Origin of the sequence: Marinitoga sp. 1138 (assembly GCF_013363265.1) — a bacterium.
Taxonomy (GTDB): domain Bacteria; phylum Thermotogota; class Thermotogae; order Petrotogales; family Petrotogaceae; genus Marinitoga; species Marinitoga piezophila.
In genome coordinates this window covers 1-16,448 of the sequence record NZ_LBFA01000013.1, presented here as the reverse complement: position 1 = coordinate 16,448, position 16,448 = coordinate 1, and the positions used below count along the sequence as shown (strand labels likewise).

14 protein-coding genes are annotated in these 16,448 nt (G+C 31.4%); 4 read left to right on the top strand and 10 right to left on the bottom strand.

Annotated elements, in window-relative coordinates:
* Entirely contained in the window at positions 1-2,808 is a 2,808-nt protein-coding gene (locus tag XO11_RS05110; RefSeq protein WP_175418263.1) for a glycosyltransferase, read from the bottom strand.
* Between the two features lie 131 nt (positions 2,809-2,939).
* Between XO11_RS05110 and nth the strand changes: the two genes are divergently transcribed.
* From nth to XO11_RS05095, 3 genes are all read left to right on the top strand, one after another.
* Positions 2,940-3,572 carry an endonuclease III gene (nth, locus tag XO11_RS05105; protein ID WP_014296520.1) on the top strand — a complete coding sequence of 211 codons (633 nt, stop codon included), beginning with the start codon at positions 2,940-2,942 and terminating at the stop codon, positions 3,570-3,572.
* A gap of 77 nt (positions 3,573-3,649) precedes the next feature.
* Entirely contained in the window at positions 3,650-5,038 is a 1,389-nt protein-coding gene (locus XO11_RS05100; protein ID WP_014296519.1) for a TldD/PmbA family protein, read from the top strand.
* Positions 5,035-6,351, top strand: coding sequence for a TldD/PmbA family protein (locus XO11_RS05095; protein WP_175418262.1), 1,317 nt, complete (start codon positions 5,035-5,037; stop codon positions 6,349-6,351). Before XO11_RS05100 ends, XO11_RS05095 begins: the two co-directional genes overlap by 4 nt.
* Positions 6,352-6,402: 51 nt before the next feature.
* Here the strand turns inward: XO11_RS05095 and XO11_RS05090 are convergent, their stop codons facing one another.
* The 9 genes from XO11_RS05090 to XO11_RS05050 all read right to left on the bottom strand — a co-directional run bounded on the left by XO11_RS05090 (position 6,403) and on the right by XO11_RS05050 (position 15,999).
* Positions 6,403-7,080, bottom strand: a complete 678-nt coding sequence (locus tag XO11_RS05090; protein ID WP_175418261.1) for a hypothetical protein — start codon at positions 7,078-7,080, stop codon at positions 6,403-6,405.
* Positions 7,081-7,103: 23 nt separating this feature from the next.
* The gene (locus XO11_RS05085) at positions 7,104-7,964 is read right to left on the bottom strand and encodes a DegV family protein (RefSeq protein WP_014296516.1); all 861 of its coding nucleotides are present in this window, start codon (positions 7,962-7,964) and stop codon (positions 7,104-7,106) included.
* Between the two features lie 4 nt (positions 7,965-7,968).
* Positions 7,969-8,967, bottom strand: coding sequence for a LacI family DNA-binding transcriptional regulator (locus tag XO11_RS05080; protein ID WP_175418260.1), 999 nt, complete (start codon positions 8,965-8,967; stop codon positions 7,969-7,971).
* A 23-nt stretch (positions 8,968-8,990) separates the two neighbouring features.
* Positions 8,991-10,439, bottom strand: a complete 1,449-nt coding sequence (gene bgaS, locus XO11_RS05075) for a beta-galactosidase BgaS (RefSeq protein WP_075780465.1) — start codon at positions 10,437-10,439, stop codon at positions 8,991-8,993.
* 11 nt (positions 10,440-10,450) lie between these two features.
* The gene (locus XO11_RS05070) at positions 10,451-11,395 is read right to left on the bottom strand and encodes an ABC transporter ATP-binding protein (protein WP_014296513.1); all 945 of its coding nucleotides are present in this window, start codon (positions 11,393-11,395) and stop codon (positions 10,451-10,453) included.
* Positions 11,388-12,356 (bottom strand): ABC transporter ATP-binding protein, encoded by a 969-nt coding sequence (locus tag XO11_RS05065; protein ID WP_014296512.1) that lies wholly within the window; start codon positions 12,354-12,356, stop codon positions 11,388-11,390. The genes XO11_RS05070 and XO11_RS05065 overlap by 8 nt, the downstream gene beginning before the upstream one ends.
* A gap of 9 nt (positions 12,357-12,365) precedes the next feature.
* Positions 12,366-13,223 (bottom strand): ABC transporter permease, encoded by an 858-nt coding sequence (locus tag XO11_RS05060; protein ID WP_175418259.1) that lies wholly within the window; start codon positions 13,221-13,223, stop codon positions 12,366-12,368.
* 4 nt (positions 13,224-13,227) lie between these two features.
* On the bottom strand, positions 13,228-14,217 hold the full coding sequence (locus XO11_RS05055) for an ABC transporter permease (protein WP_014296510.1): 990 nt from the start codon (positions 14,215-14,217) through the stop codon (positions 13,228-13,230).
* 105 nt (positions 14,218-14,322) lie between these two features.
* Positions 14,323-15,999 carry an ABC transporter substrate-binding protein gene (locus tag XO11_RS05050; RefSeq protein ID WP_075780464.1) on the bottom strand — a complete coding sequence of 559 codons (1,677 nt, stop codon included), beginning with the start codon at positions 15,997-15,999 and terminating at the stop codon, positions 14,323-14,325.
* A 219-nt stretch (positions 16,000-16,218) separates the two neighbouring features.
* On the opposite strand from XO11_RS05050, the gene XO11_RS05045 reads away from it, so the two are divergent.
* The coding region (locus tag XO11_RS05045) for an AAA-like domain-containing protein (protein ID WP_175418258.1) at positions 16,219-16,448 on the top strand (230 nt) is incomplete at its 3' end.

The window sequence follows — 16,448 nt, the reverse complement described above, 5'->3', positions numbered from 1 at the left end:
TCACCTTTTTCGCTTAAATAGATTTATGAAAAAATCTTCAAATTTTTGCACAAAAGTTGGATATTCAAGTTCTTTAATGGAGATTTTTCTTTTTGATTGAATAAAATTTTTAAAATTTTCATCAAGAATAATTCTTTTAGCAAAAATATACAATTCTTCATAATTTTCGAATTTTGGAAAGATATCAAAAGCATTTTCATAAAACATGTCAGGTAAATAATTAACTCTATTTTCTATAGTGATTTCATTATTGTCAAATTTTTTTATAAAGGTTATAATGGGTAATTCTGCATAGTATGCTTCATTAAAAGAAATTCCGCCACCATTTGGAGCTGAATTAATATAAAAATCACAACTTTTTAAATATGCTCGAGCATTTAAATTTGGACCTGCTAAAATTATTTTATTATTTTTTATATATTTTTCAGGAATAACTTTTTTGAAAAAGTTTGTATAAGATGGTCCGAAAAATATGAATATAATGTCATTGATTTCATCACTTAATTTTTTTATAACCTCCCAATATTTTATATTTTTATATTTTATTTCTCGCCCAACAGATATGATTACTTGTTTATCTTTAGGAATATTATAATCTTTTCTTATATCAAGGTTTTTATTAATTAGAGTACTATTGACCGGGGGTAATTTCAAGAAAATATTTTTATTTGGTATATTTTTTTCATTTATTCCAGTGTATACAAAATCTATTTTTTTATCAAAATAGGGTTCGATATCCTGAACTATATGTCGGCCTACAAGTTTTGAAATTTTTTTTAAAAGCGGAAAAATTAAAATTCCATATGGGGCCAGATATATAGATTGATAAAAAGAGATATCAGGATTTATCTCGGAAATAAATTTATAATATTGTTTTATTAACTCTTCAGCGTTATTTGAAGGTTCTGGAATAAAAAAATTTATATTTGCATCATTTAAAATTTTTTTTGCAAAATCAGCATTATTGAAACTTTTGTAATCCAATAAACTTAAAATATAATATTCTATATTTTTGTTTTTGCTATTTATAATGTATTCATATACAAATCTGAACAAAATTTGGTAATAATCTAAACCATTTAAAATAAAAAGAAATTTTATTTTGCTTTTTTGATTGCTATTTTTCGTTTTAAAAAATTTATTATAGTATTTATCAAAAAATTTTTTACCTTCATTTTCTAAATATATAAACGGTTTTTCTGATAAATAATTAAATCGTGAATAATTATCAAATTTATAATATAAATTTCTATAAAAATATGAAATCTTTTGTTTTAATTCCATGTTACTTCTTATAAATTGTGTCTCAATAAAATTTATAAAGCTTTTATAATCAGAATTATTTAAATAGTAATTCATTATTAATTCATTAAGTTGAATATCATCGGGATTTTTTTTAAACAAATTCAGGTAATTACTTATATTTTGTTTTTGATTTAAATTTTTTAGTATATTTTTTATGGATTTTATATTATATTTCAAATCACATTTATCCTTTATATGGTTATAATACATTTTAGAATCAAATTTATCTTCTATTATCAAATTTACTGCTTCATCAACTGTGTTAAATATTAAATTTTCTGGCCATTGTTTTTTACTGCCATAATAATTATGAATAACAGGTTTAAGACCTCTCGCCATTCCTTCCATAATATTATAAGGATGACCTTCATGAACACTTGTGGAGAGTAAGTAATTTTTATCTTCCCACCATTCATCCATATCATCAACCCAACCATAAAAAATGACGTTATTTTCAAGATTCATTTCTTTTACCATATGTTTTAAGTATATTTCATATCTCATATCCTGAAAATCGCCAGCAATATGAAGCTTATATCTATTATCTTTCTCAACTAATTTTTTTATAATTTGAAGCATCATAGGAGGATTTTTTTTATGAGAAATGTGTGCAACCCAGGCAATATTAAATCCTTTTTGGCGTTTTTTAAAGTTTATTGTTTCAATATCTATTCCATTTGGAATTATTTCAATATCTACCATGTTTTCAATATCAGGCATATACATTTTTATAATATCTCTAATATGTTCAGCGACCAGAATTAATTTGTCAATATTATTCCAGTTTATTTTTGTTGGGTAATAACTTAAAGCTTCATAACTGTGTAAACGCAATATTACTGGTTTAATCTGTGTTTGAGAATAATTGCTGCCGATTATAGCAACTTCATTAGCCCATTCAAACCAGATAATATCTCCCCAGTCAATAGCGGAATAGATTTCTTTATCTGTGGTTACAACAAATTTTCTTACCCAATAATTTTCTGATAAACCTTCTATAATTTCATTAATAAAATTATCCAGCCCTTTAGCACAGATAAAGGCTAATTTAGGCAGTTTCTTAGCATTGGTTATTTTATTTTTAAAAAAAGATATTCTTGCTTCAAAATATTTTGTCATTTCTTTAGGAGCAGCTTTAAAAGCATTTTCTAAATATGTAATAGCTTTATCAAAATCTCCTTCAAATAGCCAGACCTCAGCCAATATATCATTAATAGCCCAATCATCTGGATCTTTTTCAAAGTATTTTAAACCAAATTCTTTAATCCTGTTCCAATTTTTCTTTTTATAGTATATAGTGGTTAAATTAAAAAGAGCATCTAAGTTATCAGGATTCTTTCTTAAAAGTTCTTTTAAGGTAGAAATAGCTTTGTTAACTTTATTCAAATTTAAAAAAGCTAAAGCTGCGATTATGTATTCTTCTTCTGTTCTATCTTTTTTCGAATAAAATAGATTAATAACCTTTTCGAATTTTTTATTCTCAAATAATTGCCTTAGGTTCATTATAGCCCTCCTGAAAAGTTAAAACTTTTTATATTAAAAGTAACATTCTTTATCTATTATACCATAACTTTAATCGTCTAAAATCAGGATAGGATAAATATGATATAATAAATATCGAGGTGATAAAATAAATGAAAAAATCAAAATCGGAAATAAAAAAGATATTAAAAATACTATCAGAAACCTATCCCGAATCGAAAACAGCGTTGAAATATAGTAATAATTTCGAATTGTTAATTGCTGTAATGCTTTCAGCACAAACTACAGATAATCAGGTAAATAAAGTTACACCAGAGTTGTTTAAAAGGTTTAAAACACCGTATGATTTTGCTAAATTAAATCCTGAGGAGCTTGAGGAATACATTAAAGGTGTTGGATTATACAAAACAAAAAGCAAGAATATTATAAAAACATGTCAGATTTTGGTTGAAAAGTACAATGGAGAAATTCCACAAACGAGAGAAGAGTTAATGGAATTGCCGGGAGTTGGAAGGAAAACAGCAAATGTGATTTTAAGCGTAGCTTTTGGAAAAGATGCAATTGCGGTTGATACACATGTCTTTAGAGTTGCAAATAGAATTGGACTGGCAAATGCAAAGGATGTTAAAAAAACCGAAGAGGATTTAATGAAGGTAATTCCAAAGAATTTGTGGGGACAGGCGCATCACTGGTTAATTTATCATGGAAGAAATATTTGTAAGGCGAGGAATCCGAAGTGCGATATTTGTCCAATAAAAGAGTTATGTGATTATAATCAAAAATAAGAACCCATAATTCGCTTTGCGAATTATGGGTTCTTATGTTATAATGATATCATAACAAAATATTCGGGGGTGAAATGGTGTTAAGTAAAGAGCTTGTACAGGATATTATAGGAACCGTTCTCAAACACGGCGGAGATTTTGCCGAAGTATTTGTTGAGAAAAGATATACAAATAACTTTACTATGAAGAATGGAAGTCTTGAAAGTGCAACAACAGGGAATCGATTTGGAGTTGGGGTTAGAGGATTTTTAGGAACAAAGGCAGTATATGCATATACCAATGATCTTTCAAGAGAGTCATTATTAAGTGTAGCCAAAAGAGTTGGAGAAGCTCTTGGTGAAATAAAGGTAGAAGACCTTGTTTTAAATTTAAACAAAACAGAATATGAAAATAAACATCCTGTATTTTTGTATCCTGAAGATATTTCAAAAAGAAAAAAGGTTGCTGTAATGAAGAGAGCATATAATGCAGCAAAAAATTACTCAGACTTGATATCTCAGGTAGTTGTATATTATTGGGAATATGATCAAAATGTATTAATAGCAAACTCAGAAGGTGTTTTTGTTGAAGATAATAGGGTAAGAACAAGATTAATGATAAATGCTGTTGCAGAACATAATGGCGTTATGGAATCAGGATTTTATGGCCCTGGAGCAGGAATGGGATTTGAATTTTTTAATGTTATAGATGTAGAAGAAGCTGGAAAGGTAGCTGCGAGAACAGCTGCAAGAATGGTTAAGGCAGAACCAGCACCAGCTGGGAAATATCCTGTTGTTATTTCAAATGAATTTGGTGGTGTTATTTTCCATGAAGCTGTTGGACATGCTTTAGAGGCAACAGCTGTAGCAAAAGGCGCATCTGTATTTGCAGGTAAATTGGGAGAAAAGGTTGCAGCAGAATGCGTTTCTGCAGTTGATGATGGAACAATTCCAAATGCATGGGGTTCTTTAAATGTAGATGATGAAGGAACGCCAACACAGAGGAATGTATTAATTGAAAATGGTATTTTAAAAGGATATATGATAGATAAGCTTGGTGCAAGAAAAATGGGTATGAAATCCACTGGTAGCGCAAGAAGGCAGGATTATACATTTGCACCAACTTCAAGAATGACAAATACATTTATTTTGCCAGGTGATTATCACCCAGAAGAAATAATAGCAAATACAGAATATGGATTATATGCAAAAAGACTTGGTGGAGGTTCTGTAAATCCATCAACAGGAGAATTTAATTTTGCAGTTAATGAAGGATATTTAATAGAAAACGGTAAAATAACAAAACCAGTTAGGGGAGCAACATTAATAGGAAAAGGTTATGAAATAATTCAAAAGATAGATATGGTTGGAAACGATATAAAACGTGGTCAGGGAATGTGTGGTTCCATTTCAGGAAGCATTCCTGCTGATGTAGGACAGCCAACAATAAGGGTTTCTGAAATTATCGTTGGGGGGCGAAATAAATGACATTCAATGAATTTAAAGATAAAGCATTTAAATTAGCAAAAGAAAAAGGTTTTGAAGCACAGATTTCATATAATGGAACATATGAATTTTCTTTAAGATTGGGCAATGGAGAATTGGATGAGTATAAAGATGCAAATAGCAATTCAATTTCTTTAACGGTATTAAAGGATGGAAAGATAGGAACAGCTTCAACAACGATATTTGATACTCCTGAAAAGTTAGTGGAAGAAGCAATTACAAATTATGAAATAATAGATTCAGAAGAAGAAAATCTTTTTTATGACGGTTCTGGGAAGTATTCTGAATTTGAATCATATTATGGTGAATTTGAAAAGTTAAGCGTAAAGGAAAAATTGGATAGATTATATAAAATGTCAGAAGCAGCAGGTAAAGATGAAAGAATTGTGATGGTTCCAATGGCAATGTTTGCTCACCAAACATCTGAAATTATTATTGCAAATACATTGGGATTGGAGAAAAGTTATAAAGGTGATGGCGGATATGCATATGCTTCAGTTGTGGCAAAAGACGAATCACCAAGATCAGGATTCTGGTTTGGAATTGCCCCAAAACCTGAAAAATTAGACCTTGAAGCAATTGGAAAAAGAGCAGCTGAAGAGGCTATAGCCAAAATAGGTTCAAAATCAGTGAAAAGCGGGAAATATAGGGTTATTATTAGAAGTGACGAATTTACCAGTTTATTGGCAACTATGCTTATTCCTATGATTTCAGCTGAAAACGCACAGAAAAATATGTCACCATTGAAGGAAAAACTTGGTGAAAAGATTGGAAGCGATATTGTAAATATTAAAGATATTCCATATTATGAAGGTTCTTTAAACAATGCTCCATTTGACAGTGAAGGTGTTCCTACACAGGAAAAAACAATACTTGAAAATGGTGTATTTAAAACATTTTTATATAACTTAAAAACAGCTAAAAAAGAGGGAAAGGAATCTACAGGTAATGCCCTTGGAAGAGGTATTGCACCTGTTAATATGTATTTTGAACCTGGAAAGAAAAATTTTGATGAACTTGTTGAAACTCTGGGAGACGGTATTATAATTACTTCTCTTGAAGGATTACATTCAGGTGCAAATCCTATTTCCGGTGAATTTTCACTTGGAGCACAGGGATTAAAGGTAGAAAACGGTAAGATAGTAAGTGGTGTGGAACAGATTACAATTTCCGGTAATTTCCTTGATGTATTATCAAAGATTGAAGAAGCAGGAAACGATATGTGGATTTCATTTAGCAGTACAATAGCACCATCAGTAATTATTTCTGAAATTGATATAGCAGGTAATGCATAATATAATAAATAGCTAATAATAAAAGGTCCGGTTTTATCCGGACCTTTTTCTTTATTCCCAGTATATTTGACTTGTTGTAATTATTTCTTTCCACGGACCATCTGGAACGTCTTTTTCATCAACAAATTGCCAGTCTATTTTATCAATGTCTTTTAAGTTAAGATAATCCCTTACAGCAGGTGAAACATCCAATCCTGCATAATTGTTTATGGTATTTTTAGGTTTTGAATTTCCAAAAACATATTCTTTATCGTCTTCATTAAATGGGCCAACATCTTCCCATTGTGCATAAGCGACTTTATCGCCTTTTATTATCTTTATCCATCTGTTTTTGCACATAGATTCCAGATTTCCCCATTTCTTTTCTTTGGCCCATGGAATAATTTCATATGCTTCTTTTTTTCTATTTCCGTTTTCATCGAAATCATTATATGGTAAAGCAAAATAGAATGGATTTTCTTTTGGGATAAATCCTGCAGGATAATAACCGTTTCTGTTATCTGGATCATCTATGCCGCCATAATGCTCTGTCCATTTTTCGTCCCATGCGCTTGGAGTGTTGGTGATATAGCCATTTTCTTCGCTGGCATCTTCTCCAACCCAGAATATTGTAACGGTGATATCCTTATGTAATGTATAGTTGTTTTGCATATCTTTTTCTCCTTTTTCGCAGGATATTAGAATTAAGATGATAATAATTATCAATAGGAAATAAAATCCTTTTTTCATCTGTATCACCTATGATAAAAATTTTATATCCTTAAAATTCCAATTCCAACAAGATCCGGTCCTGTATGAACAGCCAATGTTGCAGAAACATCCCACATAAAAACCTTTAAAGAATTTTCAAGTGCTCTCATTTTTGAAAATAACATGTTCTGCAAAGATACAGCCTTTTCTGATTTTCCTGTAATACTAACAACAGCATAAAAATCCCTCTCCCCAACGAATTTTAAGAATTCTTCATACATGGCATTAACAGCCCTTCTAATGTTTCTTACTTTAGCCACTGTATAATAGATTCCCTCTTCGTTAACAGAAATTATAGGCTTAACATCGAGAAAGTTTCCAATAGCAGCAGAAACCTTTCCTATCCTTCCTCCTCTTGCAAGGTATTTTAATGTTGGGATAACATAAAATACAGTAGCGTTATTAATGTCTTTTTTCACTTTTTCCAGTATTTCATCATATGAAAAACCATGTTCTATATATTCTAAAGCTCTATATACTATAATACCTGAACCAATGGAAATATTTAGTGTATCGATATTTTCTATTCTTACATCTGGATATTTTTCCCTTAATTCCCTTGATACCATTGTAAATATATTATAAGAGCCGCTTAAACCATGTGAAATGTTAAATGTAAGAATTTTTTTATAACCTTCATTAATCATATTTTCCATAGTTTCTTTAATTTTTTCTGGTTTTGGCAGTGATGTTTTAACATCTTCATCTAAATGTTCGAAGAGAAATTCTTCACTAAATGTCCCGTCTTCATATTCTTCACCATTTATAAATGTTCGTAAAGGAAGAATTCTTACATTATGTTTTTCAGCTATATCTTTTGGAAGGTCACAACCTGAATCAATAACAACACCTATTTTTTCCATATAATCACCTCTCAATATTTTTTACAGATTCCCTTTCAACTATTTCAAGGGACATCATCATTTTTCTAACAACGCTATTTCTTTTTTCGGGATTTAGCCTATCAATTAACAATCTTGCAGCCATTTTTCCCATTTCTTTTCTTGGCTGTTTTACTGTTGTTAATGGTGGAATGCTAAATTGTGCCATATAACCATCATCAAATCCCATTACTGAAACATTATCAGGCACTTTAATTCCTTCATCGTATAATACCTTTAATGTTTCAAGAGCAATTAAATCGTCTGATGTGAATATTGCTGTAAAATCAACACCGTTTTTTCTTATATATTCTTTTAGCTTTTTATAAGTTGTTCCTGTTGTAAAGCTTGATTCAAGAACATTTACTCTTCCACCAGATTTTTCTATTTGATATTTGAAGCCGTCTCTTCTATATCTAATTGAGTATAAATCAATATCTCCGGTAATGTGTAAGAATTTTTTATGTCCTTTTGACAGTAAATATTTTGCAACCATTTTTCCACCAAGATAATTGTCTATGTTTACAGAGTCAAACCTGAAATCAGTATTTTCTCTGTCTACAGTAACCACTGGAATGGCTATATCGAGTAATCTTCTTAATTTTTCATCATCTTCTTCTGATGTGCAGACTATTACTCCATATACCCTTCTTGTAAAAAAGTATTCAATTGCAACCTCTTCTTCGAGAATACGACCATTAAATGTGGCAATTATAGAACCATAACCATTTTTTCTTAATGTTTCTGTAGCTCCTTCTATAATTTCACTATAATGATATGCAAAAAGATCCGGCACGAGGATCCCTATAATCTTGAGATCCTGTGCCAGTGGAATTGTGGAAGTTTTATAACCAAGCTTTTTAACAGCTTTTAATACCTGTTCTTTTGTTTTTTTATTAACCTTACCTGTTCCATTTAATACTCTGGATACCGTTGCAATGGAAACATTGGCTTCTCTTGCAACATCTTTTATGGTTATTTTCAAGGCAAAACGCCTCCTAACTTAAATCATTTCATATAGAAAACACTGTCAATTAAATGCTTTGTAGTTTTATTTTTTATAATATCTGCATATACCAATAAACTTGGTCTTGGTGTTCGTTTTTTAGTTTCATAATCAACCTTCATAAGTCCAAATCTCTTTGAGAATCCTTCAGCCCATTCGAAATTATCTATTAATGACCAGTGAAGATATCCTTCTATTTTTATTCCTTCTTCAGCGGCTTTTTCAATTTGATTTAAATGAGATAATACAAAGAAAGGTCTTACCCTATCTTCTGAATCCGCTGTTCCATTTTCCGTAACTATCATTCTTAAATTATATCTTTCATTGAGGAATTTTAAAACCTCGTATATTCCTTCTGGATATATTTCCCAGCCCATTTCGCTTGTTGGAAATCCGGCTTTTGATTTTGAATATGGTTCGCAATCGTAGCCATAGCCGCTTAATACAGTCCATCCTTCTTCTGAGTTTTCATCTTTTGCAATAACAGCTCTTGTATAATAGTTGACACCTATAAAGTCGATTTTGTTCTTCATATCTTCCCTTATTTCACCGTCTACATTTCCATATGTAATCATGTCCATAAACCAGAAGTTATAGAAATCAAGAGCTTTTGCCACACAGTCTCCAGCTTCATCACTTTCTGGATAAACAGGTGTAAATGAGTATACAAGTCCCATAGGTTTATCTGTGTATTTTTTTATAACGTCATATGCTCTTGCATGTGCCTGAGCCTGATTTATCATGCTTAATTTATATGCTTTTTCATCTGGATATGCTGGTGGGAATCCTGATTTTACCAGAAGATATCCAAGAGAGGAGACAATTTGTGGTTCATTCATGCTGCTCCATTCATCTACAAATTCATCAAAGTGTTTTACACAGAAACCTGCAAACTTAGCAAGTTCTGTTACAGATAATGTTGATACCCACCCCTGTTCCTTAACATTCCATAAACCTTTTCTTTGAACTTTTATAGGATCATGAAGCCATACAGGTAAACTGAAATGGGTTAAATCCAGTATAACATGAATTCCTTTATTTTTCAAATCCTTTAATATCTTTTTATAATGTTCAACGGCTTCCATATTAGCAACTTTTTCTAATTCAGAAATTGTTTCTTCTGTAACCTCTACATTATATATTTTATCACCATCGCGCTCAATCTTTGCAAATATATTTTCTGTGCTTTCAGGGAATATTCTTGACCATTCAACGCCAATTCTAATAGCATTCATTCCGTATTTCACCATATTTGAATGATCTTCTTCATATTGATTCCAGTAATTGGAGCCATTTTCAGCTCTATCTCCACTAACAATTCCCGCTATTATATTCATCTTATCTGTAGTCCATTTATACCAATCTGTTCTATCGTCTAAATCCTTTATTGAGCCCATTTCAAATTGCATTCCTGATAATGAAACACCAAATAAAAAATCATTTTTAAACATCTTATCACCTCTCAATTATTTTTGTTGGCAAATTTTATACAACTTACCTGATGATTTTTATTAACTGTATAGCTTTCCATATTATATGTTTTACATTTATCTGTTGCAAAAGGACATCTGTGTGCGAATTTACAACCTGTTTTCGGTGGTTCTTCACCTGTTTCTGTGCTTGTTTCTGAATCATCCCATTTTTTATCCAGAGTTGGTACTGAATCAAAAAGCATTTGTGTATATGGATGCAAAGGATTGGAAAATATTTCCTTTGTATCTCCCATTTCTACGATAGTTCCCCTATACATAATAAGCATCCAATCGCTTATGTAATATCCAAGGGATAAATCATGTGTAATAAATAAAATACTCATTTTATTTTTATATTTTAAATCTCCAAGAATATTTAAAACGTCAACCCTTGTTGATGCATCGAGCATACTGATAATCTCATCGGCAACGAGGAATTTGCTTTCAAGTATTAAAGCCCTTGCTATTAATAATCTTTGTAATTGTCCTCCAGATAATTGATGAGGATACTTTCCAATAATATGTTTTGGATTTAATCCCACATCTTTAAGTGATTTTTCAATTCTTCCAAGCCTTTCGCTTTTTGGAATTTCATTGTATAAGCTATTAAAGAGCATATCGAATATATTATCTATTTTATAAATGGGATTGAATGATGCAAATGGATCCTGAAAAACACCCTGAACATTTCTATAATATTCAATGGGATTATAATCATATATATTTCTATCTTTATATAATATCTCGCCTTCAGTAGGTTTTACCAATTTTAATATTAACTTTCCAATTGTAGTTTTTCCGCTTCCTGATTCTCCTATAAGTGAAACAATTTTTCCATCTTCTATTTCAAATGTAGCATTATCCACCGCTTTTACATATTCTTTTTTTATAAATCCACTTGAAAAGGTTTTAGATAAATTTTTAATTTTAATCATTTAAATCATCTCCAGCATTCCAGCAATATATAGAATGATTTTCTCCAATTCTTTTTTCCTGAGGTACAGCCTTTCTACATTTATCAATTGCAACTGGACATCTATCTGCAAATCGGCATCCTGAAGGTGGATTCAATAACATTGGTGGATGTCCAGGAATGCTCTTAAGTCTTTGTTCTTCAAATTTTATATTCATCTTTGGTAATGAATCTATAAGTGCTTTTGTATATGGATGTTTTGGATTTTTTATTATTTCATCTGTGGGCCCTATTTCAGCGACATGCCCTGCGTATAGAATCATAATTCTGTTGGCAATTTGATATAATACTGAAATATCATGGGTTATAAACATTATTGATTTTACAATTCCCTCATGCATAAACTTTTCAAGCATTTGAATTACAAACTTTTGCGAGCTAACATCCAGAGCCGAGGTTACTTCATCTGCAATTAAAATATCTGGATCGAGTAAAGTTGAAATAACCATAACCACTCTTTGTTTCATCCCACCGGATAACTCTACAGGATATCTGTTTAAAACACTTTTGTCAAGATTCACCATTTCAAGACGTTCTTCTACTTTTTTTGCATCATATTGATAACCATGTTCAGCAAGGAAATCCGTGATTATACGTTTAATCTTTTTTGTTGGTGATAGTGCATCTAAAGCATATTGAGGAATTATGGAAATCTTTTTATAGAGAATCTTATTCATATCCTTATCTGCCAGATTTGTTAATTCCATTCCCCGTAATTTTACACTGCCTCCGGCGTAATGCATTGGCTCATATGGGAATACAAAGAAATTAACAAGTGTGGATTTTCCACAACCTGATTCTCCAGCTATTCCCAAAACTTCACCTTCATGTAGATTAAATGAAACACCGTCTATAGCCTTAACTTCACCTTTTAATGTACTATAATAAACTTTTAGATTATTTACCTCTAATAATGGGTTCATCATACCACCTCACTGTTTCCTGAGACGAGGGTTAAATGCTTCGTCTAATCCTGTATTTACATAGAACAATGTTCCTACAAAGATTGTTATTACCAATCCTGGTGGAACAACCCACCACCACATTTTTAATTGAATAGCACTCCATAATACAGCCTGTTGAAGCATGGTTCCAAGTGAAACGCCCCTTGTTGGACCAAGACCTATAAAATCAAGTCCAATTGCCGATAATATTGCTCCTCCAAATTGAAGGATAAATACCATAAACACATAAGACATCATATTTGGTGCTATTTCCTTAAAAACTATTTTCATGGGTTTTACCGCTGTAATTTTAGCCAGCTGTACAAATTCCCTTGATTTTAATGAAAGTGTTTGTGATCTTACAGCACGGGCTGTCCACGGCCAGCTGGTTAAACCAATTATTATACTTTCTATTGTAACGCCTCTATATGGTAAATAAGCTGCAATTATAATCAGTAATGCCATAGTAGGAATTACCATCATGATATTTGTAATCATCATTAAGAACTCATCTGAAAATCCTCCTAAATAGCCGGATATAAATCCAATTATAAGTCCTACTATTGTAGCAATTCCACCGCCTATTATTCCAAGGTATAATGAACTTCTTAAACCATAGACAAGTTGTGAAAATATATCATGACCAAAGGTTGTTGTTCCAAGCCAGTTGGTGGGATTTGGCGGAGAATATGGCATGCTTGAGGTATCAAGCGGATCAAATTTTGCAATCATTGGTCCAATTATTGCAAGTAAAACAAAAAATATCAATACAATGCTCCCAAAAATTACACGTCTATTTGTAAAGGTATAATATAACCCTTCATGATTTTTCAACCATTCTTTCATTTCCTCACGCCCCTTCTACAAATGAAGCTTTTACACGTGGATCGATTAATACATAAACTATATCAACAATAAAATTAGCTATTAATACACCAAGAACTATAAATAAGAAACAACCCTGGATAAGGAAATAATCCTGATGTAAAATTGCCTGTAATAATAAATAACCAATTCCGGGATATGAAAAAACAACCTCTGTTGTTAAGGCTCCTGCAACTATTGTTCCCAATTGTAAAGCAAGACCTGTAATTTGTGGAAGCAAAGCATTTTTGTATGCATAATTTAATCTCAAACGCTGAGATAATCCTAAACTTCTCATATATCTTGAGTAATTTGATTCAACTTCATAAATAATCATATTTCTCATACCTATAGCCCAACCGCCAAGCATTACCATAAATAATGATAAAAATGGCAATATCCAGTGTGAAAGAAAGTCAAGGATAAAATCTACAGACCATTCAGGATTTATTGAATAACTATAAGCACCTGAAATTGGAAATATAGGATTTACAACACCTAAAAACCAGGCTAAAATAATAGCAAACCAGAAGTATGGCATTGCTGTAAAAAAGTAAGAAAGAGGAATAATAACCTTTTCCACGAATTTATTCTTTATTGCATAAGCACCGAGTTTATTCCCAACAATCCAGCTTAATAATATTGATGGCAATAATAACATTAAATCATATGGAATAGCCTCTTTTATTACTTCCATAACAGGTTTTGGATAAAGATATAAACTTACGCCAAGATCACCGTGAAAGAAGGCTTTCCAGAAATCTATATATTGAGTTAAAAGTGGTTTGTTTAATCCAAATGCTTCAGTGAAGTAAGACATCATTAATTGTCTTGAACCTGGCATTGCTGCAAATCTGCCCATAAGCAATGCAACAGGATTACCTGGCATGAATCTGGGTATTGCCCAGTCAATTGTTATTGCTACAAAAAAGGTTAAAAAGTATATTGAAAACTTTTTCTTTAAATAACTATTCATTAATGGCACCTCCAAACGAAGTAAAAAAACAGGGTAATCAGGAAAGGCTGCCAGGTGGCCTGACAGCCGAAATATTGAGGACAAAGTATATGAAGAAACTTATAATTACTTAGCTTTTAAGTTTAATAAGATTTTTACTGCTCCAAACTGCCATTGTCCTGGCCAGCTACATGGATAACCATAAGGATTATTTTCATCTGGCCAATTTTCCCATGCATAAGTACTTGCCTGGAACCACAATCCGTTGTGCCATACAGGAATTGCTGGCATTTCTTTTAATAAGATTTCTTCTGCTTCTGAGAATAATTCCTTTAATTTTGCTTCTTCTGAGAAAGGTGTTTTGTTTATTTCTTTTATAAGTGAGAACAATTTTTCATTTTCATATCTTCCAAAGTTTCCATCCCACATTTCATCCATAATCAATGGATTTGCTACAAAATTTAATAATGTCCATGGCGAAACAGAACTTGTTGAACCGTAATCATTAATGAGCATATCAAAGTTTCCTGTTGACATATCTTCTTCATATTTACCCTGATCAGGGAACTTTGCTTCAGCTTTAATTCCAACCTTTCTTAAATCTTCAGCAATTGATTTTACTGATTCCATCCAGTCTGTCCAGCCATATGGAACAACTATTAATAAATCAATTGTGCTACCATCTGGCAAATCTCTCCAGCCATCACCGTTTCTATCTACATATCCTGCTTCATCCAATAATTTCTTTGCTGTTGCTGGTGAATAATTAAATCCATATTTTTCTAAAACCTTTTTGTCTTCGTATTTTTTCCATGCAGGTGTTGGCAAGAAACCAAGTGAATCTGCTGCAATAACCTGATTTTCATAAACTTTATTAACTATATTCTGCTTATCAATTGCATAAGCTACGGCTTTTCTGAATTGTGCATTGTCCATAGGTGGTTTCTTTGTGTTCATGAATAAATATGCTGTACTTGAAGATAACATATATGGAGATTCTTTATACCATGTTTTAATATTTTCATAAATTTTTGCAAGTCTTGGTATTCCAGGAAGGAAGAAGTTACTCCAATCAAGAGTTCCCTGTAATAACATACCAAGTGCAACGTTGTTACTTGAAATAACAATTTCAATTACCCTTTTTGGAACGGGTTTTCCAAATACTTCATTACCCCACCAATCGTCATTTCTAACAAAGATACATCTATCCTGACTCCAGCCTTCGACCTTATACATACCAGAACCAACAGGATATTCATTTGCACCTTCTATGATTTCATTTTTTGATTTGTTTTTCCATATGTGTTCTGGCAAAATAGGAATACTGTATAAATTTACTTCCCATGAATGATAAGATGGTTCTTTAAAAATGAATCTTACTTTATTGTTGCTTCCGAGCTCAATTCTGTCAAGACTTTCCCAGAGATTGTGATAATAAACATCTTCATATTTTTTACCAAGCTCAAATGTAAATTTCACATCCTGAGTTGTAAATTTTTTCCCATCGCTCCATTTTAAATTATCCCTTAATGTTATTTCATATGTGTTTTTATCTACCCATTTTCCATCTTTTACAAGCCATGGTTCCATTTGACCTGTAATTGGATCATAGTTGAAAAGTGTTTCATAAACTAACCCTATCGTCCCTGAGACTGAACCCCATGGAAGGAATGGATTCCAGTTACTTGGTGGTTCCCATAATCCTCCCCCAACGTACAAAGTTTCATTCCTTGCATATCTTGCACCAAAAAAAGTACTTACTAACAATACCAATATTCCCAAGGTTACCATAACTTTTTTCATAAGATTCCCCCCTTATAAAATTTCAACGTTTTCATTCTCTCATGAAAATATTTACATTCCAAACAAGAAAAAATGAAAAAATTTTCCATTTCATATAGAAAAAAGACAATAAAAAAACTTAAATGTGTTTCTTTGAAATTTTTAAAATATTTGTTTAAATTAGAATAAGCATATTGTGATATAATATTTATGCCTATTTACTGTGTGGAGGTGGAAATGATGAGGACGTTTTGTACATCAGGACCTGTTGATAAGAAAACATGTTATTATGTTGAAAGACCGGATATAATGGCAGAATCACTTAATCATATAGAAAACTGGAGATACTTTACAGTATCTGCACCAAGACAGAGTGGAAAAACCACGTTATTAAATGATATAGTTGAGAAGATAAAGGATAAATATATAACTATTTTTTTATCCTTTGAAGATTATAAAAATATGAAAAC

Bases quoted from the DNA above. Each gene is read 5' to 3' on its own strand.
- XO11_RS05050 (WP_075780464.1), bottom strand. From the start codon at position 15,999: ATGAAAAAAGTTATGGTAACCTTGGGAATATTGGTATTGTTAGTAAGT.
- nth (WP_014296520.1), top strand. From the start codon at position 2,940: ATGAAAAAATCAAAATCGGAAATAAAAAAGATATTAAAAATACTATCA.
- XO11_RS05060 (WP_175418259.1), bottom strand. From the start codon at position 13,223: ATGAAAGAATGGTTGAAAAATCATGAAGGGTTATATTATACCTTTACA.
- XO11_RS05070 (WP_014296513.1), bottom strand. From the start codon at position 11,395: ATGATTAAAATTAAAAATTTATCTAAAACCTTTTCAAGTGGATTTATA.
- XO11_RS05095 (WP_175418262.1), top strand. From the start codon at position 5,035: ATGACATTCAATGAATTTAAAGATAAAGCATTTAAATTAGCAAAAGAA.
- XO11_RS05110 (WP_175418263.1), bottom strand. From the start codon at position 2,808: ATGAACCTAAGGCAATTATTTGAGAATAAAAAATTCGAAAAGGTTATT.
- XO11_RS05085 (WP_014296516.1), bottom strand. From the start codon at position 7,964: ATGGAAAAAATAGGTGTTGTTATTGATTCAGGTTGTGACCTTCCAAAA.
- XO11_RS05090 (WP_175418261.1), bottom strand. From the start codon at position 7,080: ATGAAAAAAGGATTTTATTTCCTATTGATAATTATTATCATCTTAATT.
- XO11_RS05065 (WP_014296512.1), bottom strand. From the start codon at position 12,356: ATGAACCCATTATTAGAGGTAAATAATCTAAAAGTTTATTATAGTACA.
- bgaS (WP_075780465.1), bottom strand. From the start codon at position 10,439: ATGTTTAAAAATGATTTTTTATTTGGTGTTTCATTATCAGGAATGCAA.
- XO11_RS05055 (WP_014296510.1), bottom strand. From the start codon at position 14,217: ATGAATAGTTATTTAAAGAAAAAGTTTTCAATATACTTTTTAACCTTT.